This is a genomic window from Streptomyces sp. NPDC052023, from assembly GCF_044548465.1.
GTDB lineage: Bacteria > Actinomycetota > Actinomycetes > Streptomycetales > Streptomycetaceae > Streptomyces.
On record NZ_JBIUBW010000008.1, the window covers coordinates 217,010 to 241,171 of the forward strand.

The 24,162-nt window shown below is 72.0% G+C and carries 19 protein-coding genes; 1 reads left to right on the top strand and 18 read right to left on the bottom strand.

Features of this window, described 5'->3' with window-relative positions; genetic code table 11:
- The 9 genes from ACIHCM_RS19090 to ACIHCM_RS19130 form a co-directional block, all read right to left on the bottom strand.
- Positions 1-2,251, bottom strand: a 2,251-nt coding sequence (locus tag ACIHCM_RS19090) for a xanthine dehydrogenase family protein molybdopterin-binding subunit (protein ID WP_399897006.1), incomplete at its 3' end; no start/stop codon positions are given.
- Entirely contained in the window at positions 2,248-3,885 is a 1,638-nt protein-coding gene (locus ACIHCM_RS19095) for a 2Fe-2S iron-sulfur cluster-binding protein (RefSeq protein WP_399897009.1), read from the bottom strand. The genes ACIHCM_RS19095 and ACIHCM_RS19090, both read right to left, overlap by 4 nt.
- Complete coding sequence (locus ACIHCM_RS19100) at positions 3,882-4,775, bottom strand: FAD binding domain-containing protein (protein ID WP_399897012.1); 894 nt, start codon at positions 4,773-4,775, stop codon at positions 3,882-3,884. The genes ACIHCM_RS19095 and ACIHCM_RS19100 overlap by 4 nt, the downstream gene beginning before the upstream one ends.
- Positions 4,776-5,084: 309 nt before the next feature.
- Positions 5,085-6,719, bottom strand: a complete 1,635-nt coding sequence (locus ACIHCM_RS19105) for a beta-N-acetylhexosaminidase (RefSeq protein ID WP_399897015.1) — start codon at positions 6,717-6,719, stop codon at positions 5,085-5,087.
- 1 nt (position 6,720) lies between these two features.
- A complete protein-coding gene (locus ACIHCM_RS19110) occupies positions 6,721-7,566 on the bottom strand; it encodes a carbohydrate ABC transporter permease (RefSeq protein WP_399897018.1) in 846 nt (281 codons plus the stop codon).
- Positions 7,563-8,519: a carbohydrate ABC transporter permease gene (locus tag ACIHCM_RS19115; RefSeq protein ID WP_399897021.1), complete on the bottom strand. Its 957-nt coding sequence runs from the start codon at positions 8,517-8,519 to the stop codon at positions 7,563-7,565. Before ACIHCM_RS19115 ends, ACIHCM_RS19110 begins: the two co-directional genes overlap by 4 nt.
- 5 nt (positions 8,520-8,524) lie before the next feature.
- Positions 8,525-9,817, bottom strand: a complete 1,293-nt coding sequence (locus ACIHCM_RS19120; protein WP_399897024.1) for an extracellular solute-binding protein — start codon at positions 9,815-9,817, stop codon at positions 8,525-8,527.
- A gap of 216 nt (positions 9,818-10,033) precedes the next feature.
- Positions 10,034-10,327 carry a DUF3039 domain-containing protein gene (locus tag ACIHCM_RS19125; RefSeq protein ID WP_399897027.1) on the bottom strand — a complete coding sequence of 98 codons (294 nt, stop codon included), beginning with the start codon at positions 10,325-10,327 and terminating at the stop codon, positions 10,034-10,036.
- A 51-nt stretch (positions 10,328-10,378) separates the two neighbouring features.
- Entirely contained in the window at positions 10,379-10,951 is a 573-nt protein-coding gene (locus ACIHCM_RS19130) for a YqgE/AlgH family protein (protein ID WP_399897030.1), read from the bottom strand.
- A 318-nt stretch (positions 10,952-11,269) separates the two neighbouring features.
- On the opposite strand from ACIHCM_RS19130, the gene murA reads away from it, so the two are divergent.
- Positions 11,270-12,610: a UDP-N-acetylglucosamine 1-carboxyvinyltransferase gene (murA, locus tag ACIHCM_RS19135; RefSeq protein ID WP_399897033.1), complete on the top strand. Its 1,341-nt coding sequence runs from the start codon at positions 11,270-11,272 to the stop codon at positions 12,608-12,610.
- 162 nt (positions 12,611-12,772) lie between these two features.
- Here the strand turns inward: murA and ACIHCM_RS19140 are convergent, their stop codons facing one another.
- The 9 genes from ACIHCM_RS19140 to ACIHCM_RS19180 form a co-directional block, all read right to left on the bottom strand.
- Entirely contained in the window at positions 12,773-13,054 is a 282-nt protein-coding gene (locus ACIHCM_RS19140) for an HU family DNA-binding protein (RefSeq protein WP_393104614.1), read from the bottom strand.
- Between the two features lie 367 nt (positions 13,055-13,421).
- On the bottom strand, positions 13,422-14,855 hold the full coding sequence (locus ACIHCM_RS19145; RefSeq protein WP_399897038.1) for an NAD-dependent malic enzyme: 1,434 nt from the start codon (positions 14,853-14,855) through the stop codon (positions 13,422-13,424).
- 412 nt (positions 14,856-15,267) lie between these two features.
- On the bottom strand, positions 15,268-17,565 hold the full coding sequence (locus tag ACIHCM_RS19150; protein WP_399897041.1) for a HelD family protein: 2,298 nt from the start codon (positions 17,563-17,565) through the stop codon (positions 15,268-15,270).
- A gap of 139 nt (positions 17,566-17,704) precedes the next feature.
- Positions 17,705-18,475, bottom strand: coding sequence for an anti-sigma factor family protein (locus ACIHCM_RS19155; protein WP_399897044.1), 771 nt, complete (start codon positions 18,473-18,475; stop codon positions 17,705-17,707).
- Positions 18,476-18,525: 50 nt separating this feature from the next.
- Positions 18,526-19,110, bottom strand: a complete 585-nt coding sequence (locus ACIHCM_RS19160) for a sigma-70 family RNA polymerase sigma factor (RefSeq protein ID WP_196462372.1) — start codon at positions 19,108-19,110, stop codon at positions 18,526-18,528.
- A gap of 269 nt (positions 19,111-19,379) precedes the next feature.
- Positions 19,380-19,973 carry a CGNR zinc finger domain-containing protein gene (locus ACIHCM_RS19165; RefSeq protein ID WP_399897047.1) on the bottom strand — a complete coding sequence of 198 codons (594 nt, stop codon included), beginning with the start codon at positions 19,971-19,973 and terminating at the stop codon, positions 19,380-19,382.
- 422 nt (positions 19,974-20,395) lie between these two features.
- Positions 20,396-21,568: a uroporphyrinogen-III synthase gene (locus ACIHCM_RS19170; protein WP_399897050.1), complete on the bottom strand. Its 1,173-nt coding sequence runs from the start codon at positions 21,566-21,568 to the stop codon at positions 20,396-20,398.
- Positions 21,569-21,689: 121 nt separating this feature from the next.
- Positions 21,690-23,066 (bottom strand): nitrate/nitrite transporter, encoded by a 1,377-nt coding sequence (locus tag ACIHCM_RS19175; RefSeq protein ID WP_399897053.1) that lies wholly within the window; start codon positions 23,064-23,066, stop codon positions 21,690-21,692.
- A gap of 155 nt (positions 23,067-23,221) precedes the next feature.
- The gene (locus tag ACIHCM_RS19180) at positions 23,222-24,061 is read right to left on the bottom strand and encodes a hypothetical protein (protein WP_399897056.1); all 840 of its coding nucleotides are present in this window, start codon (positions 24,059-24,061) and stop codon (positions 23,222-23,224) included.
- Between the last annotated feature and the right edge of the window lie 101 nt (positions 24,062-24,162).

Below are 24,162 nucleotides of genomic sequence, written 5' to 3' on the forward strand. Positions count from 1 at the left end.
CCGTCGCCGCCCGCACCGCGGACGCGATCGCCGCCGGCGACGCCACCACCGGCGCCGCGCTGACCGCCTTCGCGCCGAACGGCGCGACCACGTCCCGCTCCTCGACCAGCTTGACGATCCGGATGTCGGGCGCGTCCAGCGCCGTCGGCAGGGCATACCCGGTGAGGTCGGGGTGCCGTATCACGCCACGCGGCGTGCGCAGGTTCTCCGTGAGGGCGATGCCGACGCCCTGCGTGACGCCCGCCTCGATCCGTGCCGCCAGCTGCGCCGGGTTCAGCACCCGGCCGACGTCCTGCGCGACGGCCAGCTCCACCACCCGTACCGAGCCGATCTCGATGTCGACGTCCACCACCGCGCGCACGGCGCAGAACGCGAGCCCCACGAAGGCGTCGCCCTGCCCGCTCGCGTCCAGCGGCTCGGTGGGGTGGGGCCGGCACTGCGCGGTCGCCCACAGCTCCTTGCCGTCCAGCGCCTCGGTGACGGTCGTCGACAGCACGCCGTCGTAGGACGTGATCTTGCCGTCGGTGATCTGGAGCAGCTCGGTGGACATGCCGAACTTGTGCGCCAGCGGCTGGAGCAGTTGCGTACGGACCATCTTCGCCGCGCGTTCCACGGCGCCGCCGGACACCCAGGTGTGCCGGCCGCGGCAGCCCGCGCCGGCGGGCGGCTGGTCGGTGTCGACGGGCGCCACGTGCACCTCGTCGACACCGAGGGTCTCCTGGACGATCTGCCGGGCCAGCGTGGCGAAGCCCTGCCCGGTCTCGACGGCCGCGCAGAGCACGGTCGCCACGCCGTCCTGGACCTTCACGGTCGCCGTGGACACCTCGTCGGCGCCCTCCGCGCCGAGCATGTGCACCATGCCGATGCCGTAGCCGACGCCCCGGCGCACCGCGCCCGGTTCGCCCGCGCCCTCGGGGCCGCCGGGCAGCAGCCACTCGTCGGCCGGCGTGTCCTTGGGGAGCTTGGGGAGCGGGAAGTCCCGTACCGCCTGGAGGAGTTCCGCGACCGGGGCCGGGCACGTCACCGTCTGGCCGGTGGGCAGCACGTCCCCGGTCGCCATGACGTTGCGCAGGCGCAGTTCGGCCGGTTCGAGACCGAGCTTCTTGGCCAGCTTGTCCATCTGCGCCTCGTAGGCGGCGCACACCTGCATCGCGCCCTCACCGCGCGCATGGCCGGAGGGCGGGTTGTTGGTGCGGACGGCCCAGCCCTCTATGAAGGCGTTCGGGACGACGTAGGGGCCGCAGGCGAAGGCCACCGCCGCGGCCAGTGCCTCCGCCGAGGTGTCGGCGTACGCGCCCGCGTCGAGCAGGATCTGCGCCTCGACCTTGACCAGCCTGCCCTCGGCGTCGGCGTGGTGGCGGTAGCGCAGCAGCGTGGGGTGGCGGTGCGTGTGGCCCAGGAAGGACTCCTCGCGCGTCGCCGCGAGCTTCACCGGGCAGCCGGTCTTCAGCGCCAGCAGGCCCAGCGGGAGCTGGAAGCCCGGGTCTTCACGGTCGGCGGTGGCCCCGGGCACGCCGGTGACGACGACCTTGACGCGTTCGGGCTCCAGTCCGAAGCAGGCGGCGGCCCGGTCGCGGTCGGCGTGCGGGTCCGTGGACGCCAGGTACAGCTCGACGCCGCCGTCGGGACGCGGCACGGCGAGGCCCGCCTCGGCGCCGATGGGGGCCGGGTCCTGACGGCCGATGCGGTACAGGCCCTCGACGACGACCTCGCCCTGCACCTCGGGGTCACCGTGCAGCAGCGGGATGTGCCGGATCAGGTTGCCGTCCGGGTGCAGCGGCTCGGCCTCGAAGGCCTGCTCGGGATCGGTCACCGGGTCGAGCACCTCGTACTCGACGATGACGGCGGCGGCCGCCATCCGCGCGGTGTCCGGGTGGTCGGCCGCGACGGCGGCGATGGGCTCACCGTGGTGGCGTACGACCTCGGAGGCGAACACCGGGCGGTCGGCCTTGCCCCGTCCGTGCAACGGGGTGCCCGGGACGTCCTCGTGGGTGACGACGGCCCGTACGCCGGGCATCTCGCGCGCGTGGGTGGTGTCGATCGACACGATGCGCGCGTGCGGGTGCGGTGAGCGCAGCACGGCCGCCCAGAGCAGGCCCTCGGCCCACAGGTCGGCGGCGTACGGGAAGGTGCCCTCGGCCTTCGCGCGGGAGTCCGCGGCGGCCAGGGAGGCGCCGAGGCCGTGCGGGAGCGGTTCCGCGGCGGGCACGGCCTCCGCGGTGGTGGTCGCGGTGGCGGCTTCGTTGCTCACGCCTGGCCTCCGTCCTGGCCCTGTCCGTACGGCTGGTCATGCGGTCCGGGCGGTGTCCCGGGGGACTCGAACGCCGACGGGTTGACGCCGCCGGCTCCCGGGCCCGCCTGGTGCGGGATACGCGGCTGGTCGGCGCCGGGTTCGGGCGCCTCGGCCGCGGCGTGCGCCTCGCGTTCGGCCACGACGTCCTTGACGGCCTCCAGCACGGCCCGGTAGCCCGAGCAGCGGCACAGGTTCCCGCACAGCGCCTGGCGGGTCTCCAGCTCGGTCGGCGCCGGGTTGCCCTCCAGCAGGTCGTGCACGGTCATCGCCATGCCGGGCACGCAGAAACCGCACTGCACCGCACCGCACTTGGCGAGCGCCCGCTGCACGTCCGAGGGCTGCCCGTCGTCGGCCAGGCCCTCCACCGTGCGCACCTCGCTGCCGGCCGCGGTGACCCCGGGCACCAGGCAGGAGGCGACGAGCCGCCCGTCGACCTGGACGTTGCAGGCCCCGCACTCGCCCTGGGAGCAGCCGTCCTTGGCGCCCGCGAGGCCGAGCCGCTCCCGCAGCACGTAGAGCAGCGACTCGCCGATCCACGCGTCGGTGACGGGGCGGTCGGCGCCGTTGACGCGCAGCACGTAGGAGGCGAGGGGGTGGTCGTCGTGCGAGGAAGCGGCGGACGGTCCGGCCGCGCCGTCCGGCTCGCCGTCGGCGGTGGCGGGGGCCTGCTCCTCGGCGCGCTCCGGCCCGGCCTCGGCGTCCGCGAGCGGCACGGGCCCTTCGGCAGGGCTCTCAGGCCCCTTGGACGGGCCCTCAGGGGCGTCTGCGGAGCCGGGCGTGCCCGGCACGGCCTTGCGCGCCTCGGCGGCCCTCCCGGCCGCCTCCACGGCCTCCTGGGCGCCGGGCGGCCCGTAACCGCCTCCGGCCCCCTCGACGCCCTCGGGAGCGCCGTCCGACGGGTGCTCCGCGGGTGCGCCGGCAGGGAACTGCTGCCCGTCGGGGTGTTCCCAGTGCTGTTCGGCCGGGCCGGTGGCCCAGGGCGCTGCCGCGCCGCCGGGGAGCGTGGCCGGGGGCGTGCCGCCCCACTGCTCGACCAGGGCCGATGTCGTGAACTCGCCCGACTCGTCCGGAAGATCGCCGTTCGCGACGGGAATCGACCACTGTCCGGTCACGTCGTGACCCGGCGCGGGGGCCGCCTGCGGCGGCCCGGCCTGGGGGTGGCCCGGGTGCGCGTGCCCGGCCCCGGGGTGCCCGGCACCAGGGTCGCCGGCGTCCTGGTGAGCAGCCTCCGGCCGGGCGTTCCCCTCGAAGTTCCACTGCCCGGTCGCCCCGGAGTCGTACGAGAACCGGTCCTGTCCGCCGCCCTGGGGCATCCCGTTCGGGTCGGGCCACTGCGCGCCCCCGGAGGGCACGCCCCAGGCGCCGGTGGCCGCGGGGTCGGTGCCGGTGGCGGGCGTGACCGTTATCGGCGGCGGGACGTAACCGTGGCCGGGCGCGGCGAGCGGGCTGTCGGCGGCGGCCAGGAGCGCGTCGATGCCGCCCTCGGGGAGTTTCACGAAGGCGGTGGCGCCGTCGTCGTAGTCGCCCTGGGGCAGCGGGTCCCAGCGTCCACCGCCCTGGGGCGTGCCCTCTCCGTGCTGGTCGTCGGTCACGACAGCGCCCTCCCCAGTGCTCGTCGGGCCAGCGCGGCGACGGTGCGCCGCAGGTGCAGTACGGCAGGCGGAAGCTGCGGCACCGATCCGTCCTCGGCCGGTGGCGCGTCGGGGATGCAGGCCGCGGCGACGTACTCGCCGAAGGCGGTGAGCGCCTCGGGGACGATCGCGCGGTTGTTGTCCCAGTCGATGAGCTGCGCGACCCACTGCTCGGCCTCCAGGGGCCGCAGCGGCATCGGCGCTATGGCGCCCACGGCGCACCGCACGCCGCGCCGGGCCGGGTCGAGGACCAGCGCCACGGAGGCGACGGCCCGCCCGGGGCCGGTGCGGCCGGTCGCCTTGAGGAAGACCTGCGGGGCGTGCAGCAGCGGCACGCGCACGTACCCGATGAGTTCACCGGCGCGGAGCATCTCCACGCCCGCCAGCAGATGCGACACCGGGATCTCCCGGCGGGCTCCGCCCTGGCCGGCGATGACCAGCGTCGCCTCCAGGGCGGCCAGCACGGGCAGCGCGTCGCCCGTGGGGGCGGCGGTGGCGATGTTGCCGCCCAGGGTGCCGGCGTTGCGGATGTGCGGCGGGCCAGCGGCGCGCGCGGCGGCGGCGAGCGCCGGAATCAGGGCGGCGAAGTCGGGACGGCCCATACGCGCGTGCGTGAGGCCGGCGCCGAGCAGGGCGTGGCCGTCCTGGTATTGCCAGCCGCGGATCTCGCTGATCCGGCCGAGGCCGACCAGCGCGGCCGGCCTGAGCTGACCGGAGTTGACGGCGGCCATCAGATCGGTTCCGCCGGCCACGGGCACGGCGGCGGGCATGGCGGTGAGCGCCGCCACGGCCTCGTCCAGCGTTGCGGGCAGCGTGACGGACTGCGCCGCCTGCGGTGCGTGCGTGGTCAAACCGGCTGCCCCTTCCCGCTGCCCCACCTGGTCCCGCCTGTGTGGCCGTACGGTACGTGCCGACAGGGCGGACGTGGCAACTCTGGCACATCTTCGCAGGACCCGAGGACGGGGGTCCGCTAGGAGGCATTCGCCCACCTCATCAGGGAGATGGCCCGATTTGTACGTACATCGACGCGCATCAGCGGTCAGCAGGAATTGCCACTCTTCGGTGACCCTTGTCCGCTTTTTTTCCCGCCTGTTCGAGGCCTGCCCGCTTTCGCACCGGGGGACCTGCCTGCTCGGCGGCGCCCTTTCGCACCGGCGGGCCTACCTGCTCGGCGGCGCCCCCTCGATCGGGCGGCCGAGCACCCCGGGGCGACGTTGCCAGGGCCGTGGTCCGGTGGGTGGGCGGTAGCCGACGCCGAGGGCGTCAAGTCGCCGGTAGTGGGTGGCCATCCGGCGTTCGAAGCCTGCGAAGTCCCGTTCCGCCGGGGCAGGCAGCTCGCTCCAGGCGACCTCGGCGAAGGCGGCGAGCCTCGGAAAGGCCTGGTAGTCGACCCGGGCCTGGTCCTCCATCACCTCGGTCCACAGGTTGGCCTGGGTGCCCAGAACATGCCGGGCCTCGGCCTCGGTGAGCTGTGGGGGAACCGGCTCGAAACGGTAGACGTCCTCCAGGGTGCGCACATAGCCGATCGGTACGGGCTCGTCCGGGCCGCCGGCCTGGCGGTGGTCGAGGTAGACCTGCTGCTCGGGGCACATCACGACGTCGTGACCGGCCCGGGCGGCGGCGATGCCGCCCGCGTATCCGCGCCACGAGGACACCGTCGCCCCGGCGGCGAGCCCGCCCTCCAGGATCTCGTCCCAGCCGATGAGGCGGCGCCCGCGCGCGGAGAGCCAGGTGTCGAAGTGGCCGATGAACCACGACTGCAACGCGTCCTCACCGGCCAGTCCCAGTTCCCTGATCCGCGCCTGCGCGGAGGGGGACTGCCGCCACTGGTCCTTCGGGCATTCGTCGCCGCCGACGTGAATGAACTCCGAGGGAAACAGCTCGAGGACTTCCTCGAACACGCCTTCGTAGAAGCGCAGGGTGTTGTCGGTGGGGGCGAGTACGTTCGGTGAGACCCCCCAGTTGTCCCACACGGAGAGTCCGGTGCCCCGCGCCATGGATGCGGGGACGTCGGTGTTGCCGAGTTCCGGATACGCGGCGACGGCGGCCTGCGAGTGCCCCGGTACGTCGATTTCCGGGACGACGGTGATATGCCGCTCGGCGGCGTAGGCGACGATCTCCCGGATGTCGTCGTGGGTGTAGTGGCCACCGTGCGGCTTCTCCTCCCACAACGGCGAGGCCCGGTGGCCGAATTTGGTGCGGGACCGCCAGGAGCCCACCTCGGTCAGCCTCGGGTGCCGCTTGATCTCCAGACGCCAGCCCTGGTCGTCCGTCAGATGGAAGTGGAAGACGTTGAGTTTGTGCGCGGCCATCAGATCCAGATAGCGCAGCACACCGTCCTTGGGCATGAAGTGCCGCGCCACGTCGAGCATGAGACCGCGCCAGCGGAATCGGGGTGAGTCCTCGATGATCCCGTGCGGGACGCCGAGGGCGCGGTCCGGACGGACGGGCGCGCGCCGGAAGGCCTCCGGGCCCAGCAGCTGACGCAATGTCTGCGCGCCCCAGAAGACGCCCGCCGGGTCACCACCACGGATCTCCACGCCCCGCTCGGCGGCGACGCTCAGCCGGTACGCCTCCGGCCCCAGCGAGTCGTCGAGCAGCAGACGCACGCCCCCTCGGGCGTCGCGCGGGCCGGGGCGCAGCGGCAGCCCCAGGGCCGCGCCGAGCGTGGCCCGCAGCCAGCGTTCGGTCGTCCCGGTGCCCGGGGCCGCCCACAGGATGGTGTCCCCTTCCAGCAGGACCCCGCCCCGGTGGAGGCCCTCGACGGCGCGCGGCGCCGGAATCAGTTCGCTCATCTCAGTCCTTCACCGCTCCACCCAGCCCCGACACAAGCCGGCGCTGCACCAATACGAAGAACACCAGCACCGGAATCGTCATCACCGTGGACGCCGCCATCACGCCGCCCCAGTCCGGTTCCTCCGGCTTGTAGAAGACCAGCAGCGCCATCGGCAGCGTGGACTGCGACGTGTCGCTGATGATGAAGGACTTGGCGAACAGGAAGTCGTTCCAGGCGGAGATGAAGGAAAACACGCTCGTGGCCACCAGCCCCGGGAAGACCAGCGGGAAAAGGATCTGCCACAGGAATCGCGCCCGGCTCGCCCCGTCGATGTACGCCGCCTCCTCCAGCGCCTCGGGCACCGCTTTCACGAACCCCCGCAGCATCCAGATCGCGAAGGGCAGGGAGAAGGCGATGTGCGGAAGGATCAGCGAGCCCAGCGTGTTCAGCTGTCCGAAGTCCCGCATCAGGAAGAACAGGGGGATCGTCAGTGCCTCCACGGGCACCATCTGGGCCACCAGGAACATGATCAGCAGCGTGGTCCGGAAGCGGAACCGGAATCGCGTCACGGCCGTTGCCGCGAGAAACGCGATCAGTGCCGAGACGATCACGACGGTGCACGCGACGACGAGGCTGTTGACGAAGTACCGGCCGAATTCCTGCTGCCCGAAGACCCTCCGGAAGGAATCCAGGGACGGGGTGAGGGTCCATGGCCGAGGGGTCACCGACTCGATCTCCCCGGCCGGTTTGAAGGCGCTGAGGACCATCCAGTAGAGGGGGAAGGCGACCACCGCGGCGATCAGCAGCGCCGCCGCCTCGGCAGCGGTCCGCCACGGCCTGCGCGCCATGCCGCTCAGAAGATTCACAGCTCCTCCCCCTGCCTGCGCAGCAACCGCAGATACCCGAGCGTCACCACGAGCAGGATCAGCAGCATCACGACGCCGATCGCCGAGCCGAGGCCGTACTGCGAGGACGCGAACGCCTGCTGGTAGGCGTAGACGTTCAGGACGAGGTTCTGTCCCGCGATGCCGCCGCCGTTCGTCATGACGTAGATCTGGGTGAAGACCTTGAAGTCCCAGATGACCGACTGGATGGTGACGATCACCAGGATCGGGCGGAGCATCGGCGCCAGCACCGAACGCCAGATCCGCCACTGTGAGGCGCCGTCGAGCGCGGCGGCCTCCAGCACCTCCGCCGGTACGGCCCGGATGCCCGCGTACACCGTGACCATCACGAACGGGAAGGAGCACCAGACCACTTCGAGCAGGACGAGGCAGAAGGCGCTCAGCCGGCCGTAGGTCCAGGAGTGGTCGCCGAGCCCGAGGATGTGGTTGACCGGGCCGAAGTCCGGGTCGAACAGCAGCAGCCAGACCGTGGAGCCGGTGACCGCGGGGGTCGCCCACGCCCCCAGCGCCGCCAGCATCAACGCGAGCCGCGGCACCGCCCGCACACGCGTGAGCAGCACGGCCAGCGCACAGCCCACGGCGAGCGTGGCGACGACGCAGGCCGCCGCGAAGACCACGGTGGCCAGCAGCACCTGCCAGAACTGCTCGTCACCGAAGAGCCGCGTGTAGTTCCCGAACCCCTGGAAGGAGGTCGGTTCCCCTCCGCTGACCTGGGCCTGGGTGTACTCCAGGAAGGAGATCAGGCCCAGTTGCCAGACGGGGTAGACGAGCAGGCCACCGATGACGGCGAGAGCCGGGGCGAGGTACAGCCAGGGCGCACCCCGGCGCCGGGAGGGGCGCGGGGAACTGCGCGAAAGGCCCCCACGGACCCCGGGCCGCCCACGAGCCGCGGCCGCCGCGCTGTCGGGCGTCACCGGCGTCACCCGGCGGAGCCGAACGCGGCGTCCATCTTCTTCGCCGCGTCCCCCGCGGCGGCACCCACGTCCTTCTTGCCGCTGACGATCTCCTGGAACATCGTCGGCAGCACCAGCGAGGAGTCGATCTGTGCCCACGCGGGCGACGCCGGCACGAACTTCGTCCCCGCGGCCAGCGTCTCGACGAACGGCTTCACGAACGGCTCACGCTCCGCCACCTGGTCCCGCACGTCCGTGAAGGTCGGCAAGAAGCCCATGGCGTCGAAGAGTTCACCTTGTGTCTGCTTGGAGGCGAGCCGCCGCATCAGGTCGACGGCGAGGGTGCGGTGCGAGGTGCTCTTCAGTACGCCGATGTTGTTGCCGCCCGCGAACGCCGGTGCTGTCGAGCCGGGCGCCACCCCCGGCAGCGGCACCACCGCGTACTTGCCCTTCACCGACCCGGCCTCCACGGCCTGGTGGCTGAAGTCGCCGCCGATCGCCATGCCCGCCTTGCCCGACGCGAACGCGGTGACGGTGTCGTTGCCCGTCATGCCCGCGCACTTGGCGGCGGGGCAGTTGTCGTCGCCGAAGAGCGAGGTGTACGCGGTGATGCCCTTGCGCGCTTCCGGGCTGTCGATGGCGGAGGCGTAGGAGCCTCCCTTGCCGGTGGCCAGTTCACCGCCGTTGGCCCAGATGAACGGCATCGCGCCGTAGGTGTAGGCGCCGCCCACCGCCAGGCCGTACAGGCCGGGCTCGGCCGCGCGGATCCGCTTCGCCGTCTCGATCAGTTCGGCCTGCGACTTCGGTACGTCCAGCCCGAGTTCGCCGAAGACGTCGGTCCGGTAGTACAGGGCGCGCACGCCCACGAAGTAGGGGGCACCGTAGATCTTGCCGTCCACCGTCACCGACTGCCTGGCGGTCGGGTCGGTGTCCTTGGCCTCGCTCCAGGAGGTGAAGTCCTCCGTGACGTCCTCCAGGCCGCCGTCCTTCACATAGCCGGCGGTGTCGGTGTTGCCGTACTCGATGACGTCGGGAGCGCTCCCGGGGTCGTTGAAGGCGGCCTTGATGCGCTGGGCGCGGGTCTCGACCGGGATGTACTCGACCGTGACCTCGGTGCCCTCGTGCGCCTGCTCGAAGCCGTCGACCACGGACTGGACGACCTGCTCCTTCGGCTTGTTGTTGACCTCCTGGAAGAGCCAGACGCGCAGCGTGCCGGTCTGCTCGTCCTTGCCGGAGCCGGAGTCGCCGGATGTCTGCGGGGCGCAGGCGGCGGTGACCAGGACGGCCGCGACGGCGGCCAGTCGGACGGACAGCTTCATGGAGTGCCTCCACGGGGTGTCGCACCAAGCCGTTGCAACATGTGCAACGACAGTTTCGCTCTGCACAACAAGCCGGAGGCTATGAACTACATGAACATGTCCACAAGAGGTCTCCACCACTTCGTGACATGAAGAGAGCCGGAACGAAGAGGCCCCCGGGGCGCGCCGCAGCGCACCCCGGGGGCCTCCCGAGCCGGACGGAGAACGATCAGGCGGTCACTTGTCGCCGCCCTTGCCACCCTTGCCCTTGTCGTCCCCGCCGACGCCCATGGACTCGTAGATCTCCTTGCACATGGGGCACACGGGGTACTTCTTCGGATCGCGACCGGGCACCCAGACCTTGCCGCAGAGCGCGACGACGGGCGTACCGTCGAGGGCGCTCGCCATGATCTTGTCCTTCTGGACGTAGTGGGCGAAGCGCTCGTGGTCACCGTCGCCGTGGGAAGTCTGCGGCGTGGGCTCGACGAGGGTCCCCGTACCAGTCCCGCGCTCGGGCTCGAGAGTGCTCATAGGGCCAAGGGTACTGAAGCCCGCAGGCAACGGTTGCGCGAAGGGCGTCCGTCAGTTGAGGGAGGGGTCGTCGGGGTACGTGGCCACCATCGCCAGCTCGTTGCGCTGCCGGCGCAGCACCTCGCGCCAGAGCCGCTCGGGGAACGGCGAATAGACGTCGCCGGGCTCGGACTCCACGACGTACCAGGCGCCCTCGGCCAGTTCGTCCTCCAGCTGGCCGGGCCCCCAGCCGGCGTACCCGGCGAAGATCCGCAGCGAGCCGAGGGCCGAGGCCAGCAGCTCGGGCGGCGCCTCCAGGTCGACCAGGCCGATCGCGCCGTGCACCCGCCGCCAGCCGAGCGGGGCGACGTCGCCGGACGCGCCACCGGGGATGACCGCCACACCGAGGGCGGAGTCCAGCGAGACCGGGCCGCCCTGGAACACGACGCCGGGCTCCCCTGCCAGGTCCGCCCAGCCCTCCAGGATGTCGCCGACGTCCACCGGGGTCGGCCGGTTGAGTACGACGCCCAGCGAGCCCTCCTCGTCGTGGTCGAGAAGGAGCACGACCGCACGGTCGAAGTTCGGGTCCGCCAGGGCGGGGGTGGCCACGAGCAGCCGCCCTGTGAGCGAGGACACCTCGGTCATGCCAGACATGATCCCGCATCTTCGCCTCAGGTGGGGAGCCAATGCGGCGGGGGGAGTGAACGCGGCCATGATTCAAGGTGTGGCCTGGTGAGGCCTCGTTCGAGGGTGGTGGCGGGAGACGGGAGGGCGGACGGGAGCGCCCCCGGCGCACGGGCTCCGTTCCGGCGGCCCCCGTGACCCCATGTGCCCGATACCGAACGGTTCGTGTTGTGACAGAGCTATGACAGTGCTGAGCGGTCCTCGGGCTTACGGCAGGGGGGTCGGCGGCTATTAGTCTGTCTCTCCGGCCCTTGCCCAACTCATCGGAACGCGAGATACATGACCGTCAACGACGATGTCCTGCTTGTCCACGGCGGAACCCCGCTGGAGGGCGAGATCCGTGTCCGCGGTGCGAAGAACCTCGTACCGAAGGCCATGGTCGCCGCCCTGCTCGGCAGCGCGCCGAGCCGGCTGCGCAACGTCCCGGACATCCGTGACGTCCGCGTGGTCCGTGGGCTGCTCCAGCTGCACGGCGTGTCGGTGCGCCCGGGCGAGGAGCCGGGCGAACTGGTGCTCGACCCGACGCGGGTGGAGAGTGCCAACGTCGCCGACATCGATGCCCACGCGGGGTCGAGCCGCATCCCGATCCTCTTCTGCGGCCCGCTGCTGCACCGCCTCGGCCACGCGTTCATCCCCGGCCTCGGCGGCTGCGACATCGGCGGCCGGCCCATCGACTTCCACTTCGACGTGCTGCGGCAGTTCGGCGCGACGATCGAGAAGCGCGCGGACGGCCAGTACCTGGAGGCCCCGCAGCGGCTGCGCGGTACGAAGATCTCGCTGCCCTACCCGTCCGTGGGCGCGACCGAGCAGGTGCTGCTGACCGCCGTCCTCGCGGAGGGCGTCACGGAGCTCTCGAACGCGGCCGTGGAGCCGGAGATCGAGGACCTGATCTGCGTCCTGCAGAAGATGGGTGCCATCATCGCGATGGACACCGACCGGACGATCCGCATCACCGGTGTGGACCAGCTCGGCGGTTACACCCACCGCGCCCTGCCGGACCGGCTGGAAGCCGCCTCCTGGGCCTCCGCGGCCCTGGCGACCGAGGGCAACATCTACGTCCGGGGCGCGCAGCAGCGGTCCATGATGACGTTCCTCAACACCTACCGGAAGGTGGGCGGGGCCTTCGAGATCGACGACGAGGGCATCCGTTTCTGGCACCCCGGTGGCCAGTTGAAGTCCATCGCCCTGGAGACGGACGTGCACCCGGGCTTCCAGACGGACTGGCAGCAGCCGCTGGTCGTGGCCCTCACCCAGGCAACGGGCCTGTCCATCATCCACGAGACGGTCTACGAGTCCCGTCTCGGCTTCACCTCCGCGCTCAATCAGATGGGCGCCCACATCCAGCTCTACCGCGAGTGCCTCGGCGGCTCGAACTGCCGCTTCGGGCAGCGCAACTTCCTGCACTCGGCGGTCGTGAGCGGCCCCACCCGCCTCCAGGGCGCCGACCTGGTCATCCCCGACCTGCGCGGCGGCTTCTCGTACCTCATCGCCGCGCTGGCCGCCCAGGGCACGTCCCGGGTGCACGGCATCGACCTCATCAACCGCGGCTACGAGAACTTCATGGAGAAGCTCATGGAGCTGGGCGCGAAGGTGGAACTGCCGGGCAAGCCGCTCGGCTGACAGCGGGATCACACGAGTACGCCGATGGGGCGGCCACCCGGTTCCGGGTGGCCGCCCCATCGGCGTTGTGCTGCGACGCCCTGAGGGGCGCGGGGAAGCGCGCGACGAGCCACTGCGGACCCGCCGCCGTCCACGGCGCCGGTCCTGCGCGGCGCCGCTCGCTTACTTGCCCTTGGCCGATTCCTTGAGCTTCGAGCCCGCGGAGACCTTCACGCTGTAACCGGCCGGGATCTGGATCGGGTCACCGGTCTGCGGGTTGCGCGCGGTGCGAGCGGCACGGTGGGTGCGCTCGAAGGTCAGGAAGCCGGGGATGGTGACCTTCTCGTCGCCCTTGGAGACGATCTCGCCGACGACGTCGGCGAACGCGGCCAGCACGGCGTCGGCGTCCTTGCGGGTCACCTCGGCGCGGTCGGCCAGCGCGGCCACCAGCTCACTGCGGTTCATGTTGTTACTCCCGTGTTCTTCTTGCCATTGAGGCGTGCCACGCGGCGGAGCCGCATATCGGGCACAGCGAAGCCGATGCTGCCAGGGTCCTCGGACAGTCCCCGGACCCGGGTCCGTCGTCAGACGCTCGCGCCCAGGGACGCATCCTGCCCCCACCTGCGGCGGGAATGCCAATCCGGCACCCGCAGGAGTCGTGAGAACACCCTTGGGAGTCACACGAAAAGCGCCACTGACCAGGGGCCGGTCCTGCGGACCCTGGCTCCGGACAGGCCCTAGCCGCCCACCCTAGAGGGCGGCCAAGGGTACGAGGTCCCGCGACGCGCCGGTGATCAGCGCGGCCGTGGCGATCCTCACAGCCGGCGCCGGATCAGAGGGTGGACGAGTCGGCCGGGGCCGCCCCGACCGCCTTCGCGGCCTCCCGCACCGCGCCCGCGACCGCGCCCGCGACCTTGTCGTTGAACACGCTCGGGATGATGTAGTTCGGGTTGAGCTCGTCCTCGGTGACGACGTCCGCCAGCGCCTTCGCGGCGGCGATCATCATCTCCGTGTTGACGGTGCGGGACTGGGCGTCCAGCAGACCGCGGAAGACACCCGGGAAGACCAGCACGTTGTTGATCTGGTTCGGGAAGTCGGAGCGGCCGGTGGCCACAACTGCCGCGGTCTGGCGGGCGATTGCCGGGTCGACCTCGGGGTCGGGATTCGCGAGCGCGAATACGATCGCGTCGTCGGCCATGGCCGCCACGTCGTCGCCGTCCAGCACGTTCGGGGCGGAGACGCCGATGAAGACGTCCGCGCCGCGCACGGCCTCCTTCAGCGTGCCGGTGATGCCCTCGGGGTTGGTGTTGTCGGCGATCCAGCGCAGCGGCGAGTCGGGGGCGGCCGCGACGAGGTCCTCACGGCCGGCGTGCACGACACCGTGGATGTCGGCGACGACGGCGTGCTTCACACCGGCGGCGATCAGCAGCTTCAGGATCGCCGTACCGGCCGCGCCGGCGCCAGACATGACGACGCGGATGCTCTCGATCGTCTTGCCGGTGACGCGAAGTGCGTTGGTCAGCGCGGCGAGCACCACGATGGCCGTGCCGTGCTGGTCGTCGTGGAAGACGGGGATGTCGAGGGCCTCACGCAGCCGCGCCTCGATCTCGAAGCAGCGGGGCGCGGAGATGTCCTCCAGGTTGATGCCGGCGAAGCCCGGGGCGATCGCCTTGACGATCTCGACGATCGCGTCGGTGTCCTGGGTGTCCAGGCAGAGCGGCCAGGCGTCGATGCCGGCGAACCGCTTGAAGAGGGCCGCCTTGCCCTCCATGACCGGCAGCGCGGCCTTGGGGCCGATGTTGCCCAGGCCCAGCACGGCGGAGCCGTCCGTCACGACCGCAACGGAGTTGCGCTTGATCGTGAGGCGGCGCGCGTCCTCGGGGTTCTCGGCGATGGCCATGCAGACGCGGGCCACACCCGGCGTGTAGACCATGGACAGGTCGTCACGGTTGCGGATGGGGTGCTTGGACTGCATCTCGATCTTGCCGCCGAGGTGCATCAGGAACGTACGGTCCGAGACCTTGCCGAGCGTGACGCCCTCGATGCCGCGCAGCTGCTGGACGATCTGGTCGGCGTGGGCGGTGGAGGAGGCCGCGATCGTGACGTCGATGCGGAGTTTCTCGTGCCCGGAGGCGGTGACGTCGAGGCCGGTCACCGAGCCTCCGGAGGACTCCACCGCGGTGGTGAGCTGCGAGACGGCGGTTCCGCTCGCGGGCACCTCCAACCGGATGGTCATCGAGTAGGAGACGCTGGGCGCCGTTGCCATGGCCGACTTCCTCTGCTTTCACCGTGTCGCGATTTGCCGTCCGATCGTCGCACCTACCGCCGAGTACGTGGTAGCCGCCCTGGATTGCGCTCATTTAGTTCACAGGCGGACAGCCCATGACGACCGGCAGGTCAGGCACTTTCGGAAAACTTCTTCCACCATACGAGAGAGGATCAGGCATGGAAAGAGGCCCACGTCACTTTCGACGTGGGCCTCTCCCGGCAGTTCAGTGACACCGACCCGCCATGCTCGCCTCGCGGCAAGTGGTCGCTCGTAGCGACGAAGGTTGGGCCCGGGGGCTTGGATCGGGCCGGTGCCACACCCAGGCTAACAAACAGATCCCGTACGGCCATTCCCGTCCCGCCGGTCCGTCCCGCGCAGCCCCCGAACGGCTCCGCCCCGGCCGCCGTGATCAGTCCCTGAGCAGGTCCGGCACCCCGGCCGCGTCCGGCTCGTCCCGCTCTCCGGAGACGATCGTGAGCTGCTGGGTCGCGCGGGTGAGTGCGACATACAGCACACGCAGCCCGGCGGGCGACTCGTCGGCGATCTCCGCGGGCGAGACGACGACGGTCGCGTCGTACTCCAGGCCCTTGGCCTCCAGACTGCCGAGCGCCACCACCCGGTCGCCGAGCCCGGCCAGCCAGCGGCGGGCCTCCTCGCGCCGGTTCATGGCCACGACGACGCCGATGGTGCCGTCGACGCGGTCGAGCAGCCGGGCCGCCTCCTCGCGCACGCTCTGCCCCAGGGAGGCGCCGGCGACGGCGAAGCGTGGCTCGACACCGGTGGAGCGCACGGCTCGCGGGGACTCGGAGCCGGGCATGGCCAGGGCCAGCACCCTGGCGGCCAGATCGGCGATCTCGGCCGGGTTGCGGTAGTTCACCGTGAGCTGGAAGCGGCGGCGCGGGCGGGTGCCGAGGGCCTCGTCGCGGGCCTCGGCCGCCTCGTCCGGGTCGGACCAGGAGGACTGGGCCGGGTCGCCGACGACCGTCCAGGTGGCGTGCCGGCCGCGGCGGCCGACCATGCGCCACTGCATCGGCGTCAGGTCCTGGGCCTCGTCGACGATGACGTGCGCGTACTCGGTGCGCTCCTGGGCCAGCCGCTCGGCCCGCTCCCACTGCGACTCCTCGCGCACCGGCATCAGCTCCTCCAGGCCGGTGAGCTGGTCCAGCGGGTCGAGTTCGCGCCGCTTCCTCGGGCGTGCGGGGGCACCGAGGATCGCCTGGAGCTCGTCGAGCAGGGCGATGTCGTGCACGGAGAAGCCGTCGCGCCTCAGCGACCGGGCGACCTTGCGCACCTCCCCGGGGTTCAGGATCCGCCGGGCCCAGCGGCCGAGGCGCCGCTCGTCGGCCATGGCCGCGAGGACCGCGCGCGGGGTCAGCTCCGGCCACCAGGCGTCGAGGAAGGCGAGGAAGTCGTCCTCGGAGGTGATGTCCTCGTCGAACGACGACCGCAGCTCGGCGGCCAGCTCCGGGTCGGAGTGCCGGCCGGCCGCGCCGGACCGCTCCCACAGGGCGTCGAGCAGCAGCTTGCGGGCGCGCGGGCGCAGCAGGTTGACGGGGGCCGTGCCGCCCAGCGCCGCGCGCCGGATCCGCTCCAGCTCGGCGGCCTCCAGTTCGAGCCGCCGGCCGAAGGCCACGACGCGCAGGCGCTGTGGTGAATCGTTCAGCTCCAGCGCTCCGCGGGCGGCCTTCCGCAGCACCTTGAGCATGCGGTGCGAGCCCTTGGCACGGGCCACGGACGGGGAGTCGTACAGCGCGGCCTCGGAGCCGTCGACGAGCGAGCCGATCGCCCGGATCGCGACCTGGCCCTCCTCGCCGAGGGAGGGCAGCACCCCCTCGGTGTACGCCACCAGCAGCGGCGTCGGCGAGACGATCAGAATGCCGCCCGCGTAGCGGCGCCGGTCCTGGTAGAGCAGGTACGCCGCCCGGTGCAGGGCGACGGCGGTCTTGCCGGTGCCGGGGCCGCCCTCGACGTAGGTCACGGAGGCGGCGGGGGCGCGGATGACCATGTCCTGCTCGGCCTGGATGGAGGCGACGATGTCGCGCATGGTGTGGCCGCGGGCCTGGCCGAGGGCGGCCATCAGGGCGCCGTCGCCGATGACGGCCAGCTCGTGGCCGTCGAGGGACGCCTTCAGCTCCGGGCGCATCAGGTCGTCCTCGACGCCGAGGACGCGGCGGCCCTTGGAGCGGATGACCCGGCGGCGCACGACGCGGCCGGGGTCGACCGGCGTGGAGCGGTAGAAGGGTGCGGCCGCGGGCGCACGCCAGTCGATGACCAGCGGTGCGTAGTCCGCGTCCAGGACACCGATGCGGCCGATGTGCAGGGTCTCGGCGATGTCGGCCGTGTTGTCCGGCCGCACGGCGCCCTCGGCCGGCTCCACCGCGGTGTAGGCGCCGTCCGGGCCCTTCTTGCCGTCCTTGCCGCGCAGCAGGTCGATACGGCCGAAGAGGAAGTCCTCGAACTCGTTGTTCAGCCGGCTCAGGTGGATGCCCGCCCGGAACACCTGCGCGTCGCGCTCGGCGAGCGCGCCGGGGGTGCCGACGTGGCCGCGCTGGGCCGCGTCGTGCATGAGGAACTCCGCCTCGTGGATCTTCTCCTCCAGGCGGCGGTACACCCGGTCGAGGTGCTCCTGCTCCGCGCCGATCTCCCGGTCGCGGTCGGAGTCCTGGGCGGGGTCGAGCGCGGTTTCCTGTTGAGCCTGAGCGGCCACCGGGCCCCCTTCTGACGTGCTGCGCAGCCGTCCACCGTACGCGAAAGGGACGCCTGAAGGCTACGCGTGAGCCCCGGGTCCGTCACCTGACGGCCCCGGGGCTCGGGTCGTAACCGCTTGCAGCAGTCGTCGTACCGCGCTACGCGTCGATCTCCACCAGCAGATCGCCGTCGAAGGTCATGACCTCGAAGTGGTCGATCTCGTTCGGGGAGAAGGCGGCGCCGCCCTGGATGTAGAGCGGGTTCTTGGCCTGCTCCGTGGTGGCGTTCGGCAGGCCGTAGCCCCAGTTCGGGACGGACCAGTTGCTGAGCGTCTCCCGCTCGCCGTTCTTGCCCACCGCGATCAGCGAGCACTTCTCGGGGCCCTTGACGTTCTTGAGCTCCAGGACCGCGTCGGTGCCCCAGGCCTTCTCCTGCATGGCCACGGTGGCGCTGACCTGGGTCTCGGGGTCGGTCGCCGCCACCCGGTCGGGCATCTCCTTGAAGGCCCGCTGGGCGGGGCTGGACGCCTGCACGGTGCGGTTGCCGCCGGTGCCGGACTCCTCGCCGCCGGTCGCCGCGACGGAGACCAGCGGGCCGCCGACGATCAGCGCGGCCGCTGCCGCCACCATGTACATGCTGCGGCGGCGCTTCTGGGCGCGGCGTTCGGCGACCTCGTCGACCAGCTTCTCCGCGAGCCGGGGGCTCGGCCTGGCGGACAGCGACTCGCCGATCGAGGGGGTGCCGGCGCCGGGCAGGTCGGCGAGCGCCGCCAGCATGGGCTCCATACCGGCCAGCTCGTCGAGCTGCTGGGCACACCACTCGCAGGTCGCGAGATGGGCCTCGAAAGCGGTTGCCTCGGCGTCGTCGAGGATCCCGAGGGCGTAGGCGCCGACGGTCTCGTGTTCGTTCGGGCCCGTTGATCCCTGCATGGGGCCAGACATACCCGGGCCCCCCGCTCCGAATCCCCCGTATGTGTTCATCACGCCGTCACCCCCCGCTCCTCCAGTGCCAGCTTCATCGAACGCAGGGCGTAGAACACCCGGGAGCGCACGGTGCCACTCGGTATGCCCAGGGTCTCTGCCGCCTCATTGACGGTACGCCCCTTGAAGTACGTCTCGACGAGCACCTCCCGGTGTGCCGGGGTCAGGTCGTCGAGCGCGTCAGACAGCGTCATCAGCCACAGCGCCTTGTCGATCTCGTCCTCCGCGGGGATGACCTCCAGCGGCGACGGGTCGACCTCCTGCGGCCGGGCCTGCCGGCTGCGGTGGCCGTCGATCACGATGCGGCGCGCGACCGTCACCAGCCAGGGGCGTACCGAACCGGTTGCCCGATTGAGCTGACCGGCGTTCTTCCAGGCACGGATGAGCGTTTCCTGCACGACGTCCTCGGCGCGCTGCCGGTCTCCGGCGACCAGCCTGAGGACATACGCGAGCAGAGGTCCGGCGTGCTCCTGGTACAGGGCACGCATCAGCTCCTCATCGGGTTCCGAGGGCTGTGAGGACATGCGATGTCGGGCCCTCGATCCACGTTCATTGGCCACGGCCGCATCCTTGCGCACGCCCACCTCCGGTGTCCGGGGGTTCCCCCAGTCGGTCGCTCGACACGGGGTACGTACAAGGGGCGTTGCGTGTTCAAAGCGAGGGGGCGGTTTTCTTCGGGGTGACGTGACGTGAGAGGACATGGGCGCACATTCCCCCCGCCGCACCTTCACATGTACGCCACAACGGCGGGTCCGCAGCCGCACGAAGGAGACCCCGCGCCCGGAACGGCGTGTTGCCGAGATCACTTGAGTGGCGCGGAACGACTGCTGCACACAAGCCGCATAACGGGCCGTCAGGCTCGGGACACAGCCGTACGCCGACGGTGCCGGGCCACCCGCTCCCGGTTCCCGCACACCTCACTGGAGCACCAGCGCCTGCGCCGCCCCCGGGAGGAGTCGAGGTACACGAGCGCGCAGTTGTCCCCCGCGCACTGGCGCAGGCCGGCCCGCGCGGCGGGGTCGGTCAGCAACTCGACGGCGTCCCGGGCGATCGCGCCGAGCAGCGCGGCACACTCCGGCGGGCCGTCCAGTCCCCGCACGAGCGTGCCGTCCCGGCCGCGCAGGGCCCGGGGTGCCGGCGGCGCCGCGAGGGCGGCGGCGTTGACCCGGGCGAGCGGGAGGTCGTACGGCGCGGGCTCGGCGGCCAGCGTGGCACGCACCAACTGGTCCACGTGCGTCCGCAGTTCGCGGAAGGCGGTGAGCCAGGAGGCGTCCGCCCGGGCGAGCACGGTGCCCGGCGGGACGAGTCCGGAGCCGGTGATCCAGGCGTGCAGCACCGCCACGGAGCAGAGCCGTTCCTCGGGGTGCGCGGTCGCCAGCAGATCGAGGCAGACCCGCCCGGCGCCGAACCGCAGGTCGTAGGGGGCCGTGCCGATACCCGATGCCATGTGCGCGTCACCGCCTGAGCGCTCCGCCGTGGGGCCGCGTGCCGTCGTCCCGTCCACGGCGCCGTCCTGGCCGGCCGCGCAGGCCCTTCCGGACGCGCGGCAACCGCGGACCTCACCATGTGCCTGCCCCCGTACGGCGATCGGTACCCCTCGTCGCCGGACACGGGCGCCCTCGTCCCCACCGACGCCGAGGCGCCCACGCCCTGTGCGGCCACAAGTGCCTGTCGTACGACGGCCGGTAGCCCTCGTGCGCACCACCGCCGAGGCCCACACCCTGCCGGAGCCGCCGTCGGAGCCTTGCCCCACGCCGTGTCCCGCCCGGGGCGCTCACTGTTCACGCAAGTCTGTTCCCGTCCTCGGAGGCGTCGTGGCCGGTCCCGCCGTTCGCCGCCTCCCTGCTCGGGCAAGCCGGTGCGGTCGTTTCAGGCGTCGGCGTACTTGGCGTCCGCCGCCGGGTCGAGGGCGAGCCGGTAGCCGCGCTTGACCACGGTCTGGATCAGCTTCGGCGTTCCCAGCGCCGTGCGCAGGCGGGCCATCGCCGTCTCCACGGCGTGCTCGTCCCGGCCGGTACCGGGCAGCGCCCGCAGCAGCTCGGACCGGGCCACCACCCAGCCGGGACGGCGGGACAGGGCGCGCAGCAGCGACATACCGGCCGGCGGTACGGGTTTGAGGTCGCCGTCCACCAGGACCGCGTGGCCACGGATCTCCACCCGGTGCCCGGCGACGGGCAACGAGCGTGCCCGGGCGGGCAGTTCCTGGCAGAGGAGCTGAACGAGCGGGCCGAGCCGAAAGCGTTCGGGCTGGACCGTGTCGATGCCATGGGCCTGCAACGGCAGCGCGGTGACCGGACCGACGCACGCGGGCAGCACGTCGTGGTGGAGCGCGGCGAGCAGCTCCGCGCCCAGCCCGCGTTCCTCGGCGCGGGACAGCAGGGACGCGGCGGCGGGCGCGCTGGTGAAGGTCAGCGCGTCGACGCCGCGCGCGACGACGGCGTCCAGCAGCCGGTCCACAGGCGTGAGGTCCTCCGGCGGCATCCAGCGGTAGACCGGCACGCCGACCACCTCGGCGCCGCCCGCCCGCAGCGACTCCACGAACCCGGGCAACGGCTCGCCGTGCAGCTGCACGGCGACGCGACGCCCGTCGACCCCTTCCTCCAGCAGCCGGTCGAGCACCTCGGCCATCGACTCGGAGCACGGCGACCAGTCCTCGGTCAGCCCGGCGGCCCGGATCGCGCCCTTCACCTTCGGCCCGCGGGCGAGCAGTTCCACACCGCGCAGCCGGTCGAGCAGTGCCTCCCCGAGACCCCATCCGTCGGCCGCCTCGATCCAGCCACGGAAGCCGATGGCGGTCGTCGCCACGACCACGTCCGGCACCCGGTCGAGAAGTTCCCGGGTGGCGGTGAGCAGTTCACCGTCGTCGGCGAGCGGCACGATCCGCAGGGCGGGCGCGTGCAGCACGGTGGCACCGCGCCGCTTCAGCAGCGCCCCGAGCTCGTCGGCCCGGCGCGCGGCCGTCACGCCCACGGTGAACCCGGCGAGGGGCCCGTGCTCCGCCCCTTGCTCCGCCCGTTCCGGTCGCTGCTGCTGCTCGTACATCACTAACTCTCGTCCCGCACTCGAGTCGTTCCCACCCACAAGTCGTTCCGCCTGGATGCCGAACCGAGCCTGTCAACGGCGCGTGACAGGCTCGGTTCGGCGCTGTGTCGGCGGTGTTACGTCACACCTCGGCATAGCTGAGCTGCGGCTTCGCCTCCGCGGCGGACCGGGTCACCGGGGCCTGGGCGTCCGGGCGGCGAAGGTATACGGCCCAGGTGACCACGAAGCAGAGGCCGTAGAAGGCCAGGAAGGCGACGAAGGCACCGGTGCCGGAGCCCGCGGTGAGGAACGACTGCCGGAAGGCCAGGTTGATGCCCAGCCCGCCGAGCGCGCCCACCGCGCCGATCAGCCCCATGGACGCGCCGGACAGCCGCCGTCCGTAGGCCGCGGCCTCCTCCCCCCGGAGTCCCATGGCGAGGGCCTTGTTCTGGAAGATGCCGGGGATCATCTTGTACGTCGACCCGTTGCCGAGGCCGCTCAGCACGAACAGCGCGATGAACGCGGCCGTGAACAGCGGCAGCGACTCCCTCATGCTCGCCGCGACGACCACGGCGGTGGCGGCGGCCATGGCGACGTAGTTCCACAGCGTGATCCGCGCGCCGCCGTACCGGTCGGCGAGCGCGCCGCCCACCGGCCGGATCAGCGAGCCGAGCAGCGGGCCTATGAAGGTGACGTACGCGGCCTGGAGCGGCGTACGGCCGAACTGGGTCTGGAGCACCAGCCCGAAGGCGAAGCTGTAGCCGATGAACGAGCCGAAGGTGCCGACGTAGAGCAGGGCCATGACCCAGGTGTGGCCGGCCCGTACGGCCTCCTTGGCGGCGCCGGAGTCGTTCCGGAGCGACGCGATGTTGTCCATGTGGAGCGCGGCGAGCACGGCGGCGACGACGATCAGCGGGATGTAGATCCCGAGCAGCAACCGCGGCCCGCCTCCCGCGCCGATCACGGCCAGCCCGGCGAGCTGCACCACCGGCACACCGATGTTGCCCCCGCCGGCGTTCAGGCCGAGGGCCCAGCCCTTCCTGCGCAGCGGGAAGAAGGCGTTGATGTTGGTCATGGAGGAGGCGAAGTTGCCGCCGCCGACACCGGCGAGCATCGCGCAGACCAGGAAGGTGGTGTACGAGGTCCCCGGCTCCATGACGACGAAGGCGGCGATCGTCGGGACCAGGAGGAGACTCGCCGAGACGACCGTCCAGTTGCGGCCGCCGAAGATCGCGACGGCGAAGGTGTAGGGGACGCGGACGACGGCGCCGACCAGCGTGGCCATCGACACCAGGACGAACTTGTCGGCCGGGGTGAGGCCGTACTCCGGGCCCATGAACAGCACCATCACCGACCACACGGTCCAGACGGAGAACCCGATGTGCTCGGAGAGCACGGACAGGAGCAGGTTCCGGCGCGCGACCCGCTCCCCGGTCTGCTTCCAGAAGGTCCCGTCCTCGGGATCCCAGTGCTCGATCCAGCGGCCTCCCCTGCGGGGGGCGGTACTCGGGGCTGTCATGACGCCTCCACGGTGCTCCGGGCTCGGTGGTGCCGCGCTTCAGTGGCTGAGTCCCGAAGGTAGGCAGGGCGCGTTTCCGGGCTGTGGCGGTGGGTGACCGGAAGGGAACTTCGCTCTCACCCCCGGGCCGGGCGGGATGAGAGGTCGCCGGTTCGTCAGCCCTGCGGGGGCTGCCGGTGGGGGGCCTGCTGGGGGGTGTACGGGGCCGGGGGCCGGGGCGGGACACCGGGATCCGGAGCCGACGGCGGGAACTGCGGACCCGGGGCCGGCTGTCCGCCGTACGAGCCCGGGACGGGCGGCGGCACGTGCTGCCCCGGTCCCGCCGGTGGGCCGTAGGGTCCGATCGGGGCCCCGCCCGGCGTCGCCCCGTAGGGCCCGCTCGCGAACGGCTGTCCCGGCATCGGTGTACCCGGCGGCAGGTACCGCAGCCGCCCGTCCGGGTCCCTCAGCGGTGCGAACCCGGCGGCCTGGAGGCGGGCGGCGTACTTGGCGTTGCGGCGGCGGTTCACGGCGAAGGCGCCGGCGAGGAGCGCCATGCAGGCGGCCCACATGATCCCGCCGACGAGGAAGGCGCTGTCGCCCCCGATCTTCACCCCGACGACCAGGCTGCCGACGGTGACGGCGAGCGCGGCGTACCCCAGCCGCTGCTGCTCGGAGTGCCGGCCGGTGAGGTCGAAGTTGATGCGGGCCTTGAGCAGTTCGAGGGCGTCGGGCACGGCGGGCGGCAGGCTGACGCCGTCGCCGGCGTTCGGGTACTGCGCCCGGTTCTGGGCGGCACGCGTGCGGGCGACGGGGCTGGGGTCCGGCATGATCAGCATCACCAGCGCGTTGTTGCGCGACCCGGCCTGGCGTACGTCGATGTACTCGTACCCGAACTGCTGGGCCACGAAGGCGAGTCGCGCGAGCTTCTTCACGGACGCCATCGGACTCGTGAGTTCGACCGGTCCCCCACTCGCCATCAGCCGCAGCATCTTCTGCGTCCGCCGCTTGCTCACCGAAAGTCCCCCGATCACTCTCTTCCCCTGGGCAAGGCGATCGGCAGTCTTTCACGGCAGCGCGATCGGCGGACTCTCCGAGCAGCGCGACGCCGCCCCCG

Coding starts and splice junctions, on each gene's coding strand:
- ACIHCM_RS19105 (WP_399897015.1), bottom strand. CDS start 6,719: ATGAGCGAACTGATTCCGGCGCCGCGCGCCGTCGAGGGCCTCCACCGG.
- ACIHCM_RS19120 (WP_399897024.1), bottom strand. CDS start 9,817: ATGAAGCTGTCCGTCCGACTGGCCGCCGTCGCGGCCGTCCTGGTCACC.
- ACIHCM_RS19125 (WP_399897027.1), bottom strand. CDS start 10,327: ATGAGCACTCTCGAGCCCGAGCGCGGGACTGGTACGGGGACCCTCGTC.
- ACIHCM_RS19130 (WP_399897030.1), bottom strand. CDS start 10,951: ATGACCGAGGTGTCCTCGCTCACAGGGCGGCTGCTCGTGGCCACCCCC.
- murA (WP_399897033.1), top strand. CDS start 11,270: ATGACCGTCAACGACGATGTCCTGCTTGTCCACGGCGGAACCCCGCTG.
- ACIHCM_RS19140 (WP_393104614.1), bottom strand. CDS start 13,054: ATGAACCGCAGTGAGCTGGTGGCCGCGCTGGCCGACCGCGCCGAGGTG.
- ACIHCM_RS19145 (WP_399897038.1), bottom strand. CDS start 14,855: ATGGCAACGGCGCCCAGCGTCTCCTACTCGATGACCATCCGGTTGGAG.
- ACIHCM_RS19155 (WP_399897044.1), bottom strand. CDS start 18,475: ATGCAGGGATCAACGGGCCCGAACGAACACGAGACCGTCGGCGCCTAC.
- ACIHCM_RS19165 (WP_399897047.1), bottom strand. CDS start 19,973: ATGGCATCGGGTATCGGCACGGCCCCCTACGACCTGCGGTTCGGCGCC.
- ACIHCM_RS19170 (WP_399897050.1), bottom strand. CDS start 21,568: ATGTACGAGCAGCAGCAGCGACCGGAACGGGCGGAGCAAGGGGCGGAG.
- ACIHCM_RS19175 (WP_399897053.1), bottom strand. CDS start 23,066: ATGACAGCCCCGAGTACCGCCCCCCGCAGGGGAGGCCGCTGGATCGAG.